The organism is Microbacterium testaceum StLB037, assembly GCF_900104345.1.
Lineage (GTDB): Bacteria > Actinomycetota > Actinomycetes > Actinomycetales > Microbacteriaceae > Microbacterium > Microbacterium testaceum_A.
Window position 1 is genome coordinate 183,193 of sequence record NZ_FNJN01000001.1, and the last position, 14,787, is coordinate 197,979.

The 14,787-nt window shown below is 72.5% G+C and carries 13 protein-coding genes; 9 read left to right on the forward strand and 4 right to left on the reverse strand.

Annotated elements, in window-relative coordinates; genetic code table 11:
* Window positions 1-90 precede the first annotated feature (90 nt).
* A complete protein-coding gene (locus BLS25_RS00795) occupies window positions 91-1,491 on the reverse strand; it encodes an O-antigen ligase family protein (RefSeq protein WP_074694104.1) in 1,401 nt (466 codons plus the stop codon).
* A 61-nt stretch (window positions 1,492-1,552) separates the two neighbouring features.
* Between BLS25_RS00795 and manA the strand changes: the two genes are divergently transcribed.
* The 4 genes from manA (at window position 1,553) to BLS25_RS00815 (ending at window position 7,497) form a co-directional block, all read left to right on the forward strand.
* Complete coding sequence (gene manA / locus BLS25_RS00800; protein ID WP_074694105.1) at window positions 1,553-2,707, forward strand: mannose-6-phosphate isomerase, class I; 1,155 nt, start codon at window positions 1,553-1,555, stop codon at window positions 2,705-2,707.
* Between the two features lie 146 nt (window positions 2,708-2,853).
* A complete protein-coding gene (locus BLS25_RS00805) occupies window positions 2,854-3,177 on the forward strand; it encodes a WhiB family transcriptional regulator (protein WP_074694106.1) in 324 nt (107 codons plus the stop codon).
* 88 nt (window positions 3,178-3,265) lie between these two features.
* Window positions 3,266-6,109 (forward strand): glycosyltransferase, encoded by a 2,844-nt coding sequence (locus BLS25_RS00810; protein WP_074694107.1) that lies wholly within the window; start codon window positions 3,266-3,268, stop codon window positions 6,107-6,109.
* The gene (locus BLS25_RS00815) at window positions 6,106-7,497 is read left to right on the forward strand and encodes a DUF5719 family protein (RefSeq protein ID WP_074694108.1); all 1,392 of its coding nucleotides are present in this window, start codon (window positions 6,106-6,108) and stop codon (window positions 7,495-7,497) included. The genes BLS25_RS00810 and BLS25_RS00815 overlap by 4 nt, the downstream gene beginning before the upstream one ends.
* 21 nt (window positions 7,498-7,518) lie before the next feature.
* On the opposite strand, the gene BLS25_RS00820 is transcribed toward BLS25_RS00815, so the two are convergent.
* Both BLS25_RS00820 and BLS25_RS00825 read right to left on the reverse strand, forming a co-directional pair.
* Window positions 7,519-7,950, reverse strand: coding sequence for a hypothetical protein (locus BLS25_RS00820; protein ID WP_371129303.1), 432 nt, complete (start codon window positions 7,948-7,950; stop codon window positions 7,519-7,521).
* 108 nt (window positions 7,951-8,058) lie between these two features.
* Entirely contained in the window at window positions 8,059-8,988 is a 930-nt protein-coding gene (locus tag BLS25_RS00825) for an NADP-dependent oxidoreductase (RefSeq protein ID WP_074694110.1), read from the reverse strand.
* Between the two features lie 89 nt (window positions 8,989-9,077).
* Here BLS25_RS00825 and BLS25_RS00830 point away from each other — a divergent pair, with 89 nt between their 5' ends.
* Window positions 9,078-9,575 (forward strand): MarR family winged helix-turn-helix transcriptional regulator, encoded by a 498-nt coding sequence (locus BLS25_RS00830; protein WP_074694111.1) that lies wholly within the window; start codon window positions 9,078-9,080, stop codon window positions 9,573-9,575.
* Between the two features lie 100 nt (window positions 9,576-9,675).
* A complete protein-coding gene (locus BLS25_RS00835; RefSeq protein WP_056226859.1) occupies window positions 9,676-9,882 on the forward strand; it encodes a DUF3499 family protein in 207 nt (68 codons plus the stop codon).
* A gap of 82 nt (window positions 9,883-9,964) precedes the next feature.
* Here BLS25_RS00835 and BLS25_RS00840 read toward each other — a convergent pair whose 3' ends face one another.
* Window positions 9,965-10,795, reverse strand: coding sequence for an RDD family protein (locus tag BLS25_RS00840; RefSeq protein ID WP_056226861.1), 831 nt, complete (start codon window positions 10,793-10,795; stop codon window positions 9,965-9,967).
* Between the two features lie 16 nt (window positions 10,796-10,811).
* On the opposite strand from BLS25_RS00840, the gene BLS25_RS00845 reads away from it, so the two are divergent.
* From BLS25_RS00845 to katG, 3 genes are all read left to right on the forward strand, one after another.
* Window positions 10,812-11,807, forward strand: coding sequence for a stage II sporulation protein M (locus BLS25_RS00845; protein ID WP_074694112.1), 996 nt, complete (start codon window positions 10,812-10,814; stop codon window positions 11,805-11,807).
* Between the two features lie 94 nt (window positions 11,808-11,901).
* Window positions 11,902-12,363 carry a Fur family transcriptional regulator gene (locus BLS25_RS00850; RefSeq protein ID WP_074694113.1) on the forward strand — a complete coding sequence of 154 codons (462 nt, stop codon included), beginning with the start codon at window positions 11,902-11,904 and terminating at the stop codon, window positions 12,361-12,363.
* Window positions 12,360-14,612, forward strand: coding sequence for a catalase/peroxidase HPI (gene katG, locus BLS25_RS00855; RefSeq protein ID WP_143017782.1), 2,253 nt, complete (start codon window positions 12,360-12,362; stop codon window positions 14,610-14,612). Before BLS25_RS00850 ends, katG begins: the two co-directional genes overlap by 4 nt.
* The last annotated feature ends 175 nt before the right edge of the window (window positions 14,613-14,787 follow it).

Here is a 14,787-nt window from a genome sequence, read left to right on the forward strand (position 1 = left end):
TCTTTCGGTCGAGGAGCCGCGGCCGCGGACGGCCAGCGGGAAGTCTACCGGGCGCTCTCCGCGCCACCCTGAGCGTCCGACGCTCGCCGGTCAGAGCGCGGGGCGCTGCAGTTCGCCGCGTTCGATCGAGATGCTCTGTTCGCTCGGGCCGACCCCCACGAGCGGGGTCTGCTTGATCTTCGCGCCGAACAGGACCACGAACATCCAGCCCCACAGCAGCAGGGGGCCCGAGTCGGTCAGTCCCTGCGCGACGAGGAGGGCGCCGACGAGGGTCGGCAGGAGCGTGAGGGGAGAGTGCGGGCGGTCGGCACGCAGGTCCCACCGGGGACGATCGACGGCGAAGAACCACGACCTCCACAGGTAGGCGAGGTACACGAGCGCCAGCAGTGCCACGCCCACCCCGCCGAGCTGCAGGTACGCGTCGAGCCACATGCCGTGCGCCTGGGCGACGGTCTGCCCCTGGTCGACGATCCAGCCGTCGATGAGCGGCTCCGTGGTGATCCACGGCGTCGAGAACCCCCAGCCGATGAACGGATGCTGGTCGGCCCGGGTGAGCACGTCGGCCCAGATGCCCTCGCGACCCGTGAGGTCGGCGCCGCGGCCCAGCATCTCGAAGATCGTGTCGCGCCCGAACCACAGCGCCGCCGCGCCACCGAGCCCGATCGCGGCGTAGAGCAGGTACCACCGCGTGCGCTCGCCGGGGCGCTTGGCCGTCCGCATGACCAGGACGGTCCCCAGCACGAGCGCGACGAAGGCCGCGGCGATGACGGCGGTGATCGACGCGGCGCGGACGAAGAGGAATCCGGCCACCGCGATCCACACGATGAGCAGGGCCCGCCGAGGCGCCCCCGCCGCCAACCGCACGCCGAAGACGATGATGGCGACGAGCATGACGGCCGCCAACAGGTCGGCGTCGCCGTAGATCCCCTGGATCCGGCCGCCCGTGAGGAGGGCGCCGTCGGACCAGGGGGCGACCGGATCCGCGCCTGCGGTCGGCGCGGCGAATCCCGGGAGCAGCGGTCCCCGGACGATCAGAGCGACCGCGATCTCGAAGAGGAGCGAGAGCCCGACCACCCACTTCGCGGCGGACGCAATCGCCCGCACGACATCCCTCCAGGTGAGGACGGCGCCGACGAACAGTCCCTGGAAGGTCGTGATCCACAGCAGAAGGAGAGTCAGGACGGATGCCGCGGGCCACGCGCTCCATGCGAGCGATGCGGTCGCCCAGGCGAGGTAGCCGGCGGCGATCCACGGCAGTCGCCGGACCGCGAGGGGTGGGCGGACCACGAGCCACACGACCGCCGACACGACGGCGGTGGCCGCCACGACCACGGCGGTCGCGGCCGGTCCGAGGGCGTGCACGAGGCCGACACCGCCCAGGGCGAGCACGAGCAGGAGGACGCACCAGGCCCGGAGCAGCAGGTGCCCGGTCGTCTCGCGCGCCGGTGCCGTCGGCAGCGCCGACACCGGGTGATTCGTGTGCATCGCCATGGTCTGTTCAGGGTAGCGGTCGGCATCCGTCGCCGTCGGGTGCGCACATTATGCTGACGCCGTGCTGATCGCCATCTCGAACACCCCCCGCGACTACGCCTGGGGGAGCCCGACCCTCATCGCCGACCTGGAGGGGCGCGAGCCCACCGGGGCCCCCGAAGCCGAGGTGTGGTTCGGCGACCACCCGGGATCGCCGGCCGAGGTGCACGACGGCTCCGCCCGCACGCTCGACGCGTGGCTGCCGGCCGTCGCGGCCGAGCAGGGTGTTCCCGCGAAGCTGCCGTACCTGTTGAAGCTCCTCGCCGCGGGAGCTCCCCTCTCGATCCAGGTGCACCCCTCGAAGGAGCAGGCGGTCGAGGGCTTCGCCCGTGAGGAGCGTGCCGGGGTTCCCCGCGATGCGGGGGAGCGCAATTACAAGGACGACAACCACAAGCCCGAGGTGATCGTCGCGCTGAGCGACACCTTCACCGCCCTCGCGGGGCTCCGCGACCTGGAGCGCACGCGTGCCCTCGTCTCGGCCCTGGGTGACGCTCCCGCCGTCGAGACCCTGCGGACCCACCTGGTCGGCGATGACCCGCTGCGCTCCGCGATCGGTTGGCTGCTCGGCGGGGCCGAGCGCGCCGAGATCGAAGAGATCGTGGATGCCGCGGCCTCGGCCGAGGCGCCGGAGTTCGGCGCCGAGCTGGCCCTGACGCGGTCGCTGCACGCGGCGTACCCCGCCGACCCGGGCATCGTGGTGGCCCTGCTGATGAACCTCGTCGAGCTGCGCCGCGGGGAGGCGATCTTCGTCCCCGCCGGCGTCCTGCACGCCTACGTCGCCGGTCTCGGCGTCGAGATCATGGCGGCGAGCGACAACGTGCTGCGCGGGGGCCTGACACCCAAGCACATCGACGTGTTCGAACTGCTCGCCCTGGTCGACTTCCGGCCGGCCGAGCCCCCGTTCCTGCGCCCGGTCGCGACGGGGGAGAACGCCGAGGTCTTCGCGCCCGGGATCGCCGACTTCGCGCTCGGTCGCTTCGAGGTGGGCGCCGCGGGCAGCCTGGAGCTCCGCGGTGTCGCGATCGCCCTCGGCGTGACGGGCGAGACCGTGCTCACGGGCGCCTCGGGGCGGAGCATCACCGTGCTCCCGGGTCAGGCCGCCCTCGTCACGCCCGACGAGTCCCCTCTCGCCGCGGACGGTGGCGGCGAGGTCTTCGTCGCCATGCCCGGTGCGTGAGAGCCGCGACACGCCGGGGACGCGGCTAAAGGTTCACCTCGCCCTTGAGGGTTTACGATCCGCGACTTGACTCAGCGGAATGACACGGGTGTAATTATGACTGCGCGGAACCGCGTCATGGGGGCTTGAACGAGGCGGAGGACGATATGGCGACGTCGCAGTACCGGTCCGGTGTCCCGGAGAATTGGTTCGTCGATCCGGTCGATCTCGGTGTACCCGGCGTCCGCCGCGACATCGACTCCACCGAAGAGAACACACTCGCCTGGCAGACCGATGCGCTCTGCTCGCAGACCGACCCCGAGGCGTTCTTCCCCGAGAAGGGCGGCTCGACGCGAGATGCCAAGCGCATCTGCACGTCGTGCGACGTCAAGTCGGAGTGCCTCGAGTACGCGCTGCAGAACGACGAGCGCTTCGGCATCTGGGGCGGCCTCAGCGAGCGCGAGCGCCGCAAGCTCAAGCGTCGCGCCTGATCCGCGTCATCCGTCCGCTCGAGCGATCCTCGCGCCGACGGCGCGGCGTCCGTGATCGGAGGAGCACGCGCTTAGGCTGATCCGCGTCATGCCCGCCCGTGTTCACGCCATCCTCGTCGTGCGTCCCGAAGGACGCACTCCTGCAGCGAACCATCTGGAGCGCACCCTCTCGGCCCTCGCCGCCCAGACCCGCCCGGTCGACGCCCTCACGATCGTGCTGTGCGGCTCCGACCCCGCGCTGACGCGTCTCGCCGCCTCCTCCGGTGCGGAGGGAGTCATCACGGCCCCGGCCGGCACCTCGTTCGCCGCCGCCACGGCCCTGGCCACCCCACGCCTCACCGGCGATGCGGTCTGGCTGCTCGCGCAGGACACCGCGCCCGACCCCGACGCCCTGGTGCGCCTGGCCGGCGCCCTCGAACTCTCGCCCCCGCTGGTCGTCGCGGCCCCCAAGCTCGTCGCGTGGGACGACCGCGACGCGATCCTCTCGCTGGGCGTGAGCATGAACCGCTACGGCGGCGCCGTCGAGCTCGCGGCCGGCGAACTCGACCAGGGACAGCGCGACGGCGATGCCGACGTGCTCGGCGCCGACGTCCGCGGCCTGCTCGTCCGCCGCGACGCCTGGACAGCCCTCGGCGGTCTCGACCCCGCGCTGGGCGGCGCCGACGAGGGGCTCGATCTGGGCGTGCGCGCGCGTCTCGCGGGCCACCTCGTCTCGCTCGTGCCCGCCGCCCGTGTCGCCGTCGCCGGCGACGGGGTCGCGGCGATGGCCCGCGGTCGCCGCCGCGCGCGGCGCCGCGCCTTCGCGACACGGACCGCGCAACTCCACCGCCGTCTGGTCTACGCGCCCGCTCCGGCGGTGGCGCTGCACTGGCTGTCGTTGCTGCCGCTCGCCCTGTGGCGCACGATCCTGCACCTGGTCTCGAAGGTCCCGTACCGCGTCCTCCCCGAGTGGGGGGCGACGCTGCTCGTCATGGCCCGACCGGCGGCCATCGCCCGGGCCCGTCGTCGCATCCGCTCCTCGCGGGTGGTCGGATGGTCACGACTCGCGCCGCTCCGGGTCTCCCGCTCGGAGATGCGGCTGCGCTGGGAGAGCGACGTCGCCGACCCCGACGCCCCCGTGCGCTCGGAACTGCGCTTCTTCGTCGGCGGGGGAGCATGGGCTGTGCTCGGCGCCCTCGCGGTCTCGGCGGCCCTCTTCGCCCCGTTGCTGGCGTGGCCCGTGCTCGGCGGGGGAGCGCTCGCCCCGCTGCGCCAGAACGTCGCCCAGCTGTGGCAGGACGCCGCGTGGGGAGCGCGCCCCCTCGGCCTGGATGCCATCGGCCCGGCCGACCCGTTCTCGGCTCTCGTCGCCCTGATCGGCACACTGTCGCCCGGTGACCCCTCGCGCGCGTTCGTCGTGCTGTGGGTGCTCGCTCTTCCGCTCGCGGTGCTGGGCGGGTGGTTCGCCGCGAGCCGCGTGACCGAGTCGTCGATGCTGCGCATCGTCGCCGGTGGCGCCTGGGCGCTCGCCCCCACCTTCCTCGCGTCCCTCACCGAGGGGCGCCCGGCCGGTGTGCTCGTCCACCTGCTCCTGCCATGGCTCTTCTACGCCGCGTGCGTGGCGCATCGCTCGTGGGCTCCCGCGGGAGCGGCATCCCTCCTGCTCGTCGCCGTCCTCGCGTGCGCGCCCTCGCTCGCGCCGGCGGTCGTGGTCCTGTGGTCGGCGGCGCTCGTCGTCGTCGCGCTCGTGGCCGGCCGCGGTGTCGCCCGCGTCGTGTGGCTCCTGATCCCCTCGGCGGTCGTCTTCGCCCCCCTCGTGTGGACCCAGGTGCGCGCCGGCAACCCCTGGGGCCTGCTCGCCGACCCCGGCATCGTCTACGCGGGAGCCGAGGCCTCGGCCACGCCGCTCGGCCGCGCGCTGTTGGCGGCCGGGTTCCCCACGTCCGACCCGGGCGGGTGGGCCAGCCTGACCGGGGGACCGGTCTGGTGGGTGGGCCTGCTCGTGGCCCCTCTCGCGGTCCTGGCCGTTCTCGCCGTGCTCACGCCGCGGTGGATAACGGCATCCGCCCTCATCGTCATCGCCGTCGCGGGCCTGGCCACCGCCTTCGCCGCGGTGGGGATCGCCGTGTCGTTCGACCACTCGGAGCCCGTGCCGATCTGGCCGGGAGCGGGTCTCAGCCTCGCGTGGATCGGGCTCGTCGGCGGGGCCGTAGTGGCCCTGGACGCTGGCATCCCCGCGCGCGTTCGCGTGCTCCGACCCGTCGGCGCGCTCCTCGCCCTCGCCGCTCTCGCCGTCTCGGTCGCCCCAGCCCTGACCGCGCAGACCGCCGGCCCCGGCACCGACCGCTCCGTCCTCACGAACGGTCCCGTCTCGACCCTCCCGGCGTTCGTCGCCGCCGAGGGCCGCGGTTCGCTCGACATCGGCACGATCGTCCTCGACCCGCGCTCCGACGGGCTGCGCGTACAGGTGGTGTGGGGCGGGAGCGCCACCCTCTCGGGGCAGAGCACCGTCGAAGCAACGCGCACGACGGCCGACGATCAGGACGTCGAGCTCGCGGCCCTCGCGGCCGACCTGGTCACCCCCTCCGCCGACGACGTCGTGTCGCGGCTCGCCGCGCGCGGGATCTCGTTCGTGCTGCTCGAGTCGGCCCCCGCCGGCGAGGACGACGTGATCCGGGGCACGCGACTCGGAGCGGCCACCTCGCTCGACCAGCGCGACCTGCTCGACCCCGTGGGGGCGACCACACGCGGCGACCTGTGGCGGGTGAACACGGCGATCACGCCGCGTCCCGCGCTCGACGACCACCGTCTGGGCCTCCAGCGACTCGTCGCCGTCGGTTCGCTCGGTGTCGTGCTCGTCGCGCTCCTGCTCGCGGTACCCACCGCGGCCTCGCGTCGGGTCGCCCGCCGGACGCCGCGCATCGTCGGCCCGAACCCGGGAGGATCCCGATGAGCGAGCGTCGTCTCGTCCGTGTCGCCGCCACGAGCGCCCGCGTCTTCGCGGGAGCCGCGGTGGCGACGGCCGCCGTCATCGGCACGGTCGTCGGCATCGCCGCGCCCTGGCCGCAGTACTCCGCGACCCCCGTGCGCGTGCAGGCCACGCCGGCCCCCGGCGACACGCTCCTGGCGTGCGACGGTCCGCTGCTGGCCCTCGGGCGAAGCGCCGACTCCGCGAGCTCGCTGAGCTCGGCGGCCGGCCAGCAGGTGGTCAGCGGTCCCGCCGACTCTGACGCCTCCCCGACCGCGCTGACGGGGGCGACCTCCGACGCCTCGGGCGACGCCGAGGCCCTGCGCGCGGCCCCCCGTGACGGCGCCCCGTCCCCGCTCGCCGCCGCCGGGTCCGCCACGGCCGCCGCGAGCGACCTCGTCGGTTTCGCGGCATCCGCCTGCCGCCCGCCCCTGGCGGAATCGTGGCTCGTCGGGGGCGCGACCACGACGGGCGCCAACGATCTGGTCGTCCTCGCCAATCCCGGAGCCGTCCCCGCGACCGTCCAGCTGTCGGTCTACGGCGCCAAGGGGGTGTCGGATCCGCCCAGCGGTCAGAACCTCGTGGTCCCCGCGGGCGGTCGCCGTGTCGTGCCCCTCGCCGGTCTGCTGCTCGGAGAAGAGAGCCCGGTCGTGCGCGTGGTGTCGTCGGGTGCCCCGGTGCACGCGTCGCTGCAGGCGCAGCTGACGCGTCTGCTGCTGCCGGGCGGGGTGGATCAGGTCGCGCCTCTCGCGCAGGCCGACACGCGACTGGTCATGCCTGGCGTCCAGGTCCCCGCCGCGGACGCCAGCCAGGCGGGCACGGTGCTGCGCCTGCTGTCTCCCGGATCCGACGCCTCGGCGACCGTGACGCTCGTGCCGAACGACCCCTCGGTCAGCGCTCCCGCCCCCACCGACATCCCCCTCACGGCGGGGCTGCCCACCTCGGTGAACCTGTCGGGTGCCGCTGCCGGCGCGTACACGGTCGACGTGTCGGCCACCGCGCCGATCGTCGGGTCGACGTGGTCGACCACCGGTTTCGGTGAGGGCTCCGATTTCGCCTGGTACGTCCCCGCGCCCGCCGTCTCGACGCCCAGCGCGATCGCGGTCGCCTCGGGCGTGGGCGCGAACCTGGTGATCGCCGGCGGCGACACCGACACGACCGTCACCCTCACCCCCGCGGACGGGGGCGCCGCGGTGACCACGGCGGTCGCCGCCGGCGCGAGCGTCGCCGTGCCGGTCGCGGCGGGCGTCTATCGTCTCGAGACGGGGGCGCCCGTGCGCGCGGCCGTCACGTACGCGGGCGCCGGTGCGCTGGCGTCGTACCCCCTGTGGCCGGCGGATGCCGCGGCCTCGGCGCTCACGATCCTGCCGTAGCGTCGCGCCGCCCGGTGCGGGTCAGAAGAAGCGGAAGCGTTCGGGGCCGAGGTCCCACGGGTCGCGGTCGAGGTACTCGGCGGCCGCCCGGAAGACCGCGCCCTCGATCATCATCCGCCGGTGCAGGTCATCGTCGTGATGGGGGTGACCCAGGCGTTCGATCGGCACGCGGTAGAGGATGATGCGCTTCTCTTCGCGCAGGACGGTCCAGCGCGGGATGCCGTCGGCCGCGGCGGGAGGCATGATCCCGATCTCGAACGAGACCTCGCGCAGGTCGGTCCAGGCCGAGCGGAGGAACTCGGCGGCGGCGCCGACCGCGATGTCGAATCTCTCGACGCGGGTGTCGATCGGAGGCAACGGCGGGCGTACGACCGGGCTGCGATTCTCACGGCCGTGACGACCGTGCCGCGAGGGGCGGGCCACGGGTCGCGCTTCGCGGGACCGACGACGCATCATGCGTTCATCCTACGTTCGCCCGCCGACCCGAAGTCATCCGGCGGACGCCGGACGGCCCGCGGGTCGGCGTCGGCGCGTCGGGCGAAGAGGCGGGCCGCGATCGACTCACGGGACGACGACGACCTTGCCGGCGATGCGCCCCGCCATGGCCTCGGCGTGCAGGGCGGGCAGGTCGACGAGGTCGATGCGCCGGTCCACCGCGACGATGAGCTCGCCCGCGTCGACGAGAGCGACGATCGCGGCGAGCCGCGGGGTGTCGGCCCGGACGAAGACGGTCTTGGCGTCGACGCCGCGGCGTTCGTCGCCGGGGGTCGTCATGAACGCCGTGGTGCTGACGACGACCCCGCCGTCGCGCACCAGGCCGACCAGAGCGGCGAAGTCGTCGGGATCGAGAGGGGCGAGGTTCAGCAGCACGTCGACGGGTTCGTCGACGACGTCGAGCAGCGAGGCCCGCGTGCGGTCGACGATCTGGTCGGCCCCCGCCGCACCGACGGCGTCGAGGCTGCGCGGGCTCGCCGTGGCGATGACGTGCGCCCCCGCGCGGTGGGCGAGGCGCACGGCGTGGATGCCGACGGCTCCTCCCGCGCCCACGATCAGCACCCGCTGGCCGACGCGGAGCCCGCCGTCGTCGAACAGCGCCTGCCACGCGGTCAGCGCGACGGAAGGAAGGGCTGCCGCATCGACGAGATCGACGGCGCGGGGAGCCGCCGTGACCGCATCGGCGGGGGCCAGGACGTACTCCGCGGCGCCGCCGTCGGTCTGCATGGGGAGGAACCCGATCACCGCCTGACCCATCTCGACGCCCTCGACGCCGGCACCGACCGCGTCGATGGTGCCCGACACGTCGTAGCCGGGGACATGGGGGAGCTGTACGGGAATCGGGAGGAAGCCGGCGCGCATGCCATTGTCGGCGGCGTTGAACGCGGATGCCGCGACCATAAGTCGCACCTGCCCCGGGCCGGGTGTCGGCAGCTCGACGTCGTCGAGTCGCAAGACGTCGGGTCCGCCCACTTCGTGGAATCGCATGGCCTTCATGGGGGATGTCCTTTCGCGTGTGCTTCGGATTCGAAGCAATACCGGAACGCTAACACTGCTACGAACTCGAAGCAAGATAGGATTCCGGCATGACACGGAACACCGCGGAAGTCACCCGCACGCAGCTCCAGGCGTACTTCGCCTTCACCGAAGTGAGCAGCCTGCTGCGTCACGCGGTCGAGAAGCAGCTCCGCGATGCCGGTGATCTGAGCTACGTGCAGTTCCAGCTGCTGGCGATCCTGGGTGACAGTCCCGACGGGCGCCTGCGCATGACGGACCTCGCCGACCGGGTCGTCTACAGTCGTAGCGGTCTGACCTACCAGGCGCAGGTGCTCGAGGGGTGGGGTCTGGTGACGCGGGCGCCGTCGCCCGACGACGAGCGCAGCGTGGTGGTCGCCCTCACCTCGGCGGGGCGCGACGTGCTCGGCGCCGTCTTCCCCGGCCACATCGATGCGTTGCACCGACTGCTCTTCTCATCGCTCACCGACGCGGACATCGCCGACCTGGCGCGGATCCTGCAGCGCGCCGCCGATCACCTGCGGGCGGATCCGCCGCGATCCGCGGCTCCGCGTCGACGCAAGGCGTGACGAGCGGTCGATCGGCGGACCGTCCATGCCGGTCGCTCGGCGAGCGAAGCGCGGCGCGGCGTCCGCGCGGTGTCGGAGGGGCTGACTAGGCTGACCCGCGATGCGCGACAGACTCTGCTCGAAGGTGGGATGCGCCCGCGAGGCGATGAGCACCCTCACCTACGACTACGGCGACCAGATGGCGGCCCTCGGCCCCCTCGGTCCCTCGGGCGACCCGCACGCGCACGATCTGTGCGCGATCCACGCCGACCGGCTGTCGGTGCCCAAGGGTTGGGTCGTCGTTCGTCACGAGACGCTGCGCACCTGAGCCGCTGAGCGCTCTCGCGAGGGAGCGTCCCTCAGGCGCGCGTCGCTGGGAATAGCCGCTCGCGGCAACGGCTTTCGGCGACTCAGGCTTTCTCGGTGAGGGTCGCTGCCCGCTCGTTCTCGAGCAGCAGCGCGCGGTACTCGCGGTCCCGGCGCACCGCCGACACCGCGCGAACGAGCCCCTCCGGGTCGGACGGGGGCAGCGGCGAGACGAAGGGACGCACGGCCTGGGCGAGCGAGGCGGCCACGCGTACCCGGGCGGCCGGCTCGAGCGCGTCGGCTCCGCGGACGAACTGCGCGACGCGCACGGCCAGTCGATCGGGCAGGCGCGACACGTCGGCGATCGCCGCCCAGGACTCCCAGCCCGGGGGCAGGCCCGGGGCCGGAGCAGGAAGCCGGCGCGTGCGCGTGCGCTCGCTCGCGGTCCCGGCGAGCAGATCGCCCAGACGCTGAGCGCGCGGGGTGAACATGCCGACGACCGCCGCGATCGCGCCGAGCGTGAACCACACCTCGAGCACCCCGGTGAGCGAGCGGATGAGGGCCTGGCGGAACCCCGCGGCCCCGCCGTCGGTACGGACGATGCGGGCGCCCACGGCGAGGCGGCCGAGGCTCCGGCCGCGCGAGAGGGTCTCGACGGTGGTGGGGATCGCGACCGTCACGAGCACCAGCAGCGAGATGACGCCGATCCGGACGGCGGACTCGGGCAGGGTGCCCGCCCCGACCATCGACACCAGCAGCAGTGCGCCGCCGATGAGGAGGACGACCCCGACGAGGAAGTCGATGACGGCGCCGACCGCGCGCAAGAAGAAACCGACGGGCTGGACGTCGAGGGCGACGGCCTCTCCGGTCAGCGTCTCATCGGCGCTCGTGTGGACGAGGGCGACCGCGGGAGCGGGGGTCGACGACGAAGCCATGCGTACAGTTGACCACATGGACCTCGACGCCCTGACGGCCGCCCGGCGCGACGAGTGGGCGCGGCTCGACGAACTGGGCCGCCGCAAGCGCCTGAGCGGCCCCGACGTCGACGAACTCGTCACCCGTTACCGCGCGGCTTCGGCCGACCTGGCCGACATCAAGACCTCGGCCGGACGCACGCCCGAGGGCGACTACGTCTCCATCCTGCTGGCGCGGACGCGCCTGCGTCTCACGGGCGTCCGCGACAACGTCCTGCGGCAGCTCCCGCGCTTCTTCGTGCTGCAGCTTCCGGCGGCGTTGTACCGCGTGCGCTGGAGCACGCTCGCCGTGACCCTGGGCTTCCTCGTGGTGGCGACGCTCGTCGCCCTGTGGATCTCGGGCGACCCCGCGGCCGTGGCGGCGTTGGGGGATAGGAGTCAGCTGCAGAACTACGCCGACGAGCAGTTCGTGAGCTACTACCGCGAGAACCCGAACGCGATCTTCGCCGGGTCGGTCTGGACGAACAACGCCTGGATCGCGGCGCAGTGCGTGCTGTTCGGGGTCACGGGCATCTGGCCGCTCATGGTGATCATGCAGAACGCCGTGGGGGTGGGGACGTCGGCGGCGATCATGTTCTCGTTCGACCGCGGCGACCTGTTCTTCCAGTTCATCCTCCCGCACGGTCTGCTCGAGCTCACGGCGATCTTCGTCGCGGGAGCGGCGGGCCTGCAGATCTTCTGGGCGTGGGTCGCCCCGGGCCGGCGGACGCGGGCGGAGGCGCTCGCGGCGGCGGGTCGGTCGCTCGCGACCGTGGCCGTGGGTCTGGTGTTCGCCCTGGCCCTGTCGGGCCTCGTGGAGGGGTTCGTGACCCCGCGCGAGTGGCCGTGGCAGATCAAGATCACGATCGGCGCTCTGGCCCTCGGGATCTTCCTCTTCTACATGCTGGTCGTGGGTCGTCGTGCGGCGCGCGTGGGCGAGACGGGCGATCTCACCGAGTACGAGGCGGGCACTCCGACGCTGACGGCGGGGTGACGGCATCCGCTCACTCGGGTGAACCAGGTTCGAGGTTCCGTCTGTTTCCCGGCGTGTCATTTTTGATTCACTCAAAAAAAGATACGCTGGTCGTATGCTCGACAGTCGACCGGACGCTCCCGCGGATGCCCTCATCCGCGGGGCGGGTCTGCGGGTGACGGCGACACGCATCGCCGTCCTCGAAGCCCTCCGCGCCCGGCCGCACGCCACCGCCGACGACGTCTTCGACCGGATCGTCGGCTCCCTCCCCGGAACGAGCAAGCAGTCGGTGTACAACGCGCTCGGCGATTTCGCCGACGCGGGACTCGCCCGCCGTATCGAACCCGCCGGCCACGCCGGAACCTTCGAACTGCGCGTGGGCGACAACCACCACCACGTGGTGTGCACCGGGTGCGGCCGCATCGACGACGTGGACTGCGTCGTCGGGTCTGCGCCGTGCCTGCACATGCCGGAGGGAAGCGGCTTTCTCATCGAAACCGCAGAGGTGACGTTCTGGGGCGTGTGCTCCGATTGTCGGGCCAAGTCCGAAGCCGAAAAACCGAGAGGATCCCGATGAGCGACGCTCTGAACGGGTGCCCCGTCTTCCACGATGGTGCCGCCCCCGACGACAACCGACTGCCCGTGGGCGAAGCCCCCGCCGACAGCGAGCCCGCCGGCGCCCTGCCCCACCCCACCCAGGGCTCCGCCAACCGCGTGTGGTGGCCCGAGAGCCTGAACGTCAAGATCCTCGCGAAGAACAACGCCCTGCGCGACCCGCTCGATGAGGGCTTCGACTACAAGGCCGCCTTTGAGGCGCTCGACCTCGACGCCGTCAAGCGCGACCTCAAAGAGGTCATGACGACGTCGCAGGACTGGTGGCCCGCCGACTTTGGTCACTACGGGCCCCTCATGATCCGCATGGCGTGGCACAGCGCCGGTACCTACCGCGTGACCGACGGCCGCGGCGGCTCGGGCGCGGGCATGCAGCGCTTCGCCCCGCTGAACAGCTGGCCCGACAACGTCAACCTCGACAAGGCCCGCCGTCTGCTCTGGCCCGTCAAGAAGAAGTACGGCCAGTCGATCTCGTGGGCCGACCTGATGATCCTCGCCGGCAACGTCGCGCTCGAGGACATGGGTTTCCCCACCTTCGGCTTCGCCGGCGGCCGCACCGACGTGTGGGAGCCCGACGACGACGTGTACTGGGGCCCCGAGACCACGTGGCTCGGCGACGAGCGCTACACGGGCAACCGCGAGCTCGAGAAGCCGCTCGCGGCGGTGCAGATGGGCCTGATCTACGTCAACCCCGAGGGCCCTAACGGCAACCCCGACCCGCAGCTGTCGGCCCACGACATCCGCGAGACGTTCGGTCGCATGGCCATGAACGACGAGGAGACCGTCGCCCTCATCGCCGGTGGTCACACCTTCGGCAAGACGCACGGGGCCGCGAGCGACTCGCACGTCGGCGCCAACCCCGAGGCCGCCGACATCAACGACCAGGGCCTGGGCTGGAAGAACAGCCACGGCACCGGCAAGGGCGACGACACCATCACCAGCGGCCTCGAGGTCACGTGGACCTACCACCCCACCCGCTGGGACAACGAGTTCTTCCACATCCTCTTCGCCTACGAGTGGGAGCTCTTCCAGAGCCCCGCGGGTGCGCACCAGTGGCGTCCCAAGAACGGCGGGGGAGCCGACATGGTCCCCGAGGCGCACTCCGACGGCCGCCGCGAGCCCCGCATGCTCACGAGCGACCTGGCGCTGCGCGTCGACCCGGCGTACGAGAAGATCTCGCGTCGCTTCGCCGAGGACCCGGCCGCTTTCCAGGACGCCTTCGCCCGCGCCTGGTTCAAGCTCACCCACCGTGACATGGGCCCGCGCGAGCGGTACCTCGGCTCCGAGGTGCCCGCCGAGGTGCTCGTCTGGCAGGACCCCGTGCCCGCCGTCGACCACCCGCTGATCGATCAGACGGATGCCGCTGCCCTCAAGCAGCAGATCCTCGACAGCGGTCTGTCGGTGCAGCAGCTGGTCACCACGACGTGGGCCGCCGCCTCGACCTTCCGCGGCAGCGACAAGCGCGGTGGTGTGAACGGTGCGCGCATCCGCCTCGAGCCGCAGAAGAGCTGGACGGTCAACAACCCGGAGCAGCTGGCATCCGTCCTGGAAACCCTCGAGAAAATCAAGGCGGAGTTCGACGCGCAGGGCGAGAAGAAGGTCTCTATCGCCGACCTGCTCGTCCTCGCGGGCAACGCCGGTGTCGAGCAGGCCGCCCTCGCCGGCGGCGTCGAGGTCGAGGTGCCTTTCACCCCCGGCCGCACCGACGCCTCGCAGGAGCAGACCGAGATCGAGTCGTTCCGCTGGCTCGAGCCGATCGCCGACGGCTTCCGCAACTACGCCTCGCGCGAGGCGCGTCTGCCCGCGGAGTTCCTGCTGCTCGACAAGGCCAACCTGCTGACGCTCACGGCTCCCGAGATGACCGTACTGGTCGGCGGCCTGCGCGCGATCGGTGCCAACTGGGACGGCAGCGACTGGGGCGTGTTCACCGACACCCCCGGCGCCCTGACCAACGACGTGTTCGCGAACCTCCTCGACCTCGGCACGACGTGGAAGCCGCTCGACAGCGGCAAGCACGCGTTCGAGGGCACCAAAGACGGCTCGGGCGAGAAGGTCGGCATCGGCACCCGCGTCGACCTGGTGTTCTCGTCGAACTCCGAGCTGCGCGCGCTCGCCGAGGTCTACGCCTCGGACGACGCCAAGGAGAAGTTCGTGCGCGACTTCGTCGCCGCGTGGCGCAAGGTCACCGAGCTCGACCGGTTCGACCTGGTCTGAGCCGCGGCACCCGGAAGGCCCGTCCCCTCGCGGGGGCGGGCCTTTCGCGCGTGTGGAGCGCCGGGGTCGGGGCGGACCATGTCCCACTTCTGGCTGTCTGGGCGGGGGTCAGGCAGCCCTTTTCGGGACATGCTCTGCGAAAAGTGGGACGCGGGGGTCGGCGGAGGGGCCGGAT

Coding starts and splice junctions, on each gene's coding strand:
- BLS25_RS00795 (WP_074694104.1), bottom strand. CDS start 1,491: ATGGCGATGCACACGAATCACCCGGTGTCGGCGCTGCCGACGGCACCG.
- BLS25_RS00805 (WP_074694106.1), top strand. CDS start 2,854: ATGGCGACGTCGCAGTACCGGTCCGGTGTCCCGGAGAATTGGTTCGTC.
- BLS25_RS00810 (WP_074694107.1), top strand. CDS start 3,266: ATGCCCGCCCGTGTTCACGCCATCCTCGTCGTGCGTCCCGAAGGACGC.
- BLS25_RS00815 (WP_074694108.1), top strand. CDS start 6,106: ATGAGCGAGCGTCGTCTCGTCCGTGTCGCCGCCACGAGCGCCCGCGTC.
- BLS25_RS00820 (WP_371129303.1), bottom strand. CDS start 7,950: ATGCGTCGTCGGTCCCGCGAAGCGCGACCCGTGGCCCGCCCCTCGCGG.
- BLS25_RS00825 (WP_074694110.1), bottom strand. CDS start 8,988: ATGAAGGCCATGCGATTCCACGAAGTGGGCGGACCCGACGTCTTGCGA.
- BLS25_RS00830 (WP_074694111.1), top strand. CDS start 9,078: ATGACACGGAACACCGCGGAAGTCACCCGCACGCAGCTCCAGGCGTAC.
- BLS25_RS00835 (WP_056226859.1), top strand. CDS start 9,676: ATGCGCGACAGACTCTGCTCGAAGGTGGGATGCGCCCGCGAGGCGATG.
- BLS25_RS00840 (WP_056226861.1), bottom strand. CDS start 10,795: ATGGCTTCGTCGTCGACCCCCGCTCCCGCGGTCGCCCTCGTCCACACG.
- BLS25_RS00845 (WP_074694112.1), top strand. CDS start 10,812: ATGGACCTCGACGCCCTGACGGCCGCCCGGCGCGACGAGTGGGCGCGG.
- BLS25_RS00850 (WP_074694113.1), top strand. CDS start 11,902: ATGCTCGACAGTCGACCGGACGCTCCCGCGGATGCCCTCATCCGCGGG.
- katG (WP_143017782.1), top strand. CDS start 12,360: ATGAGCGACGCTCTGAACGGGTGCCCCGTCTTCCACGATGGTGCCGCC.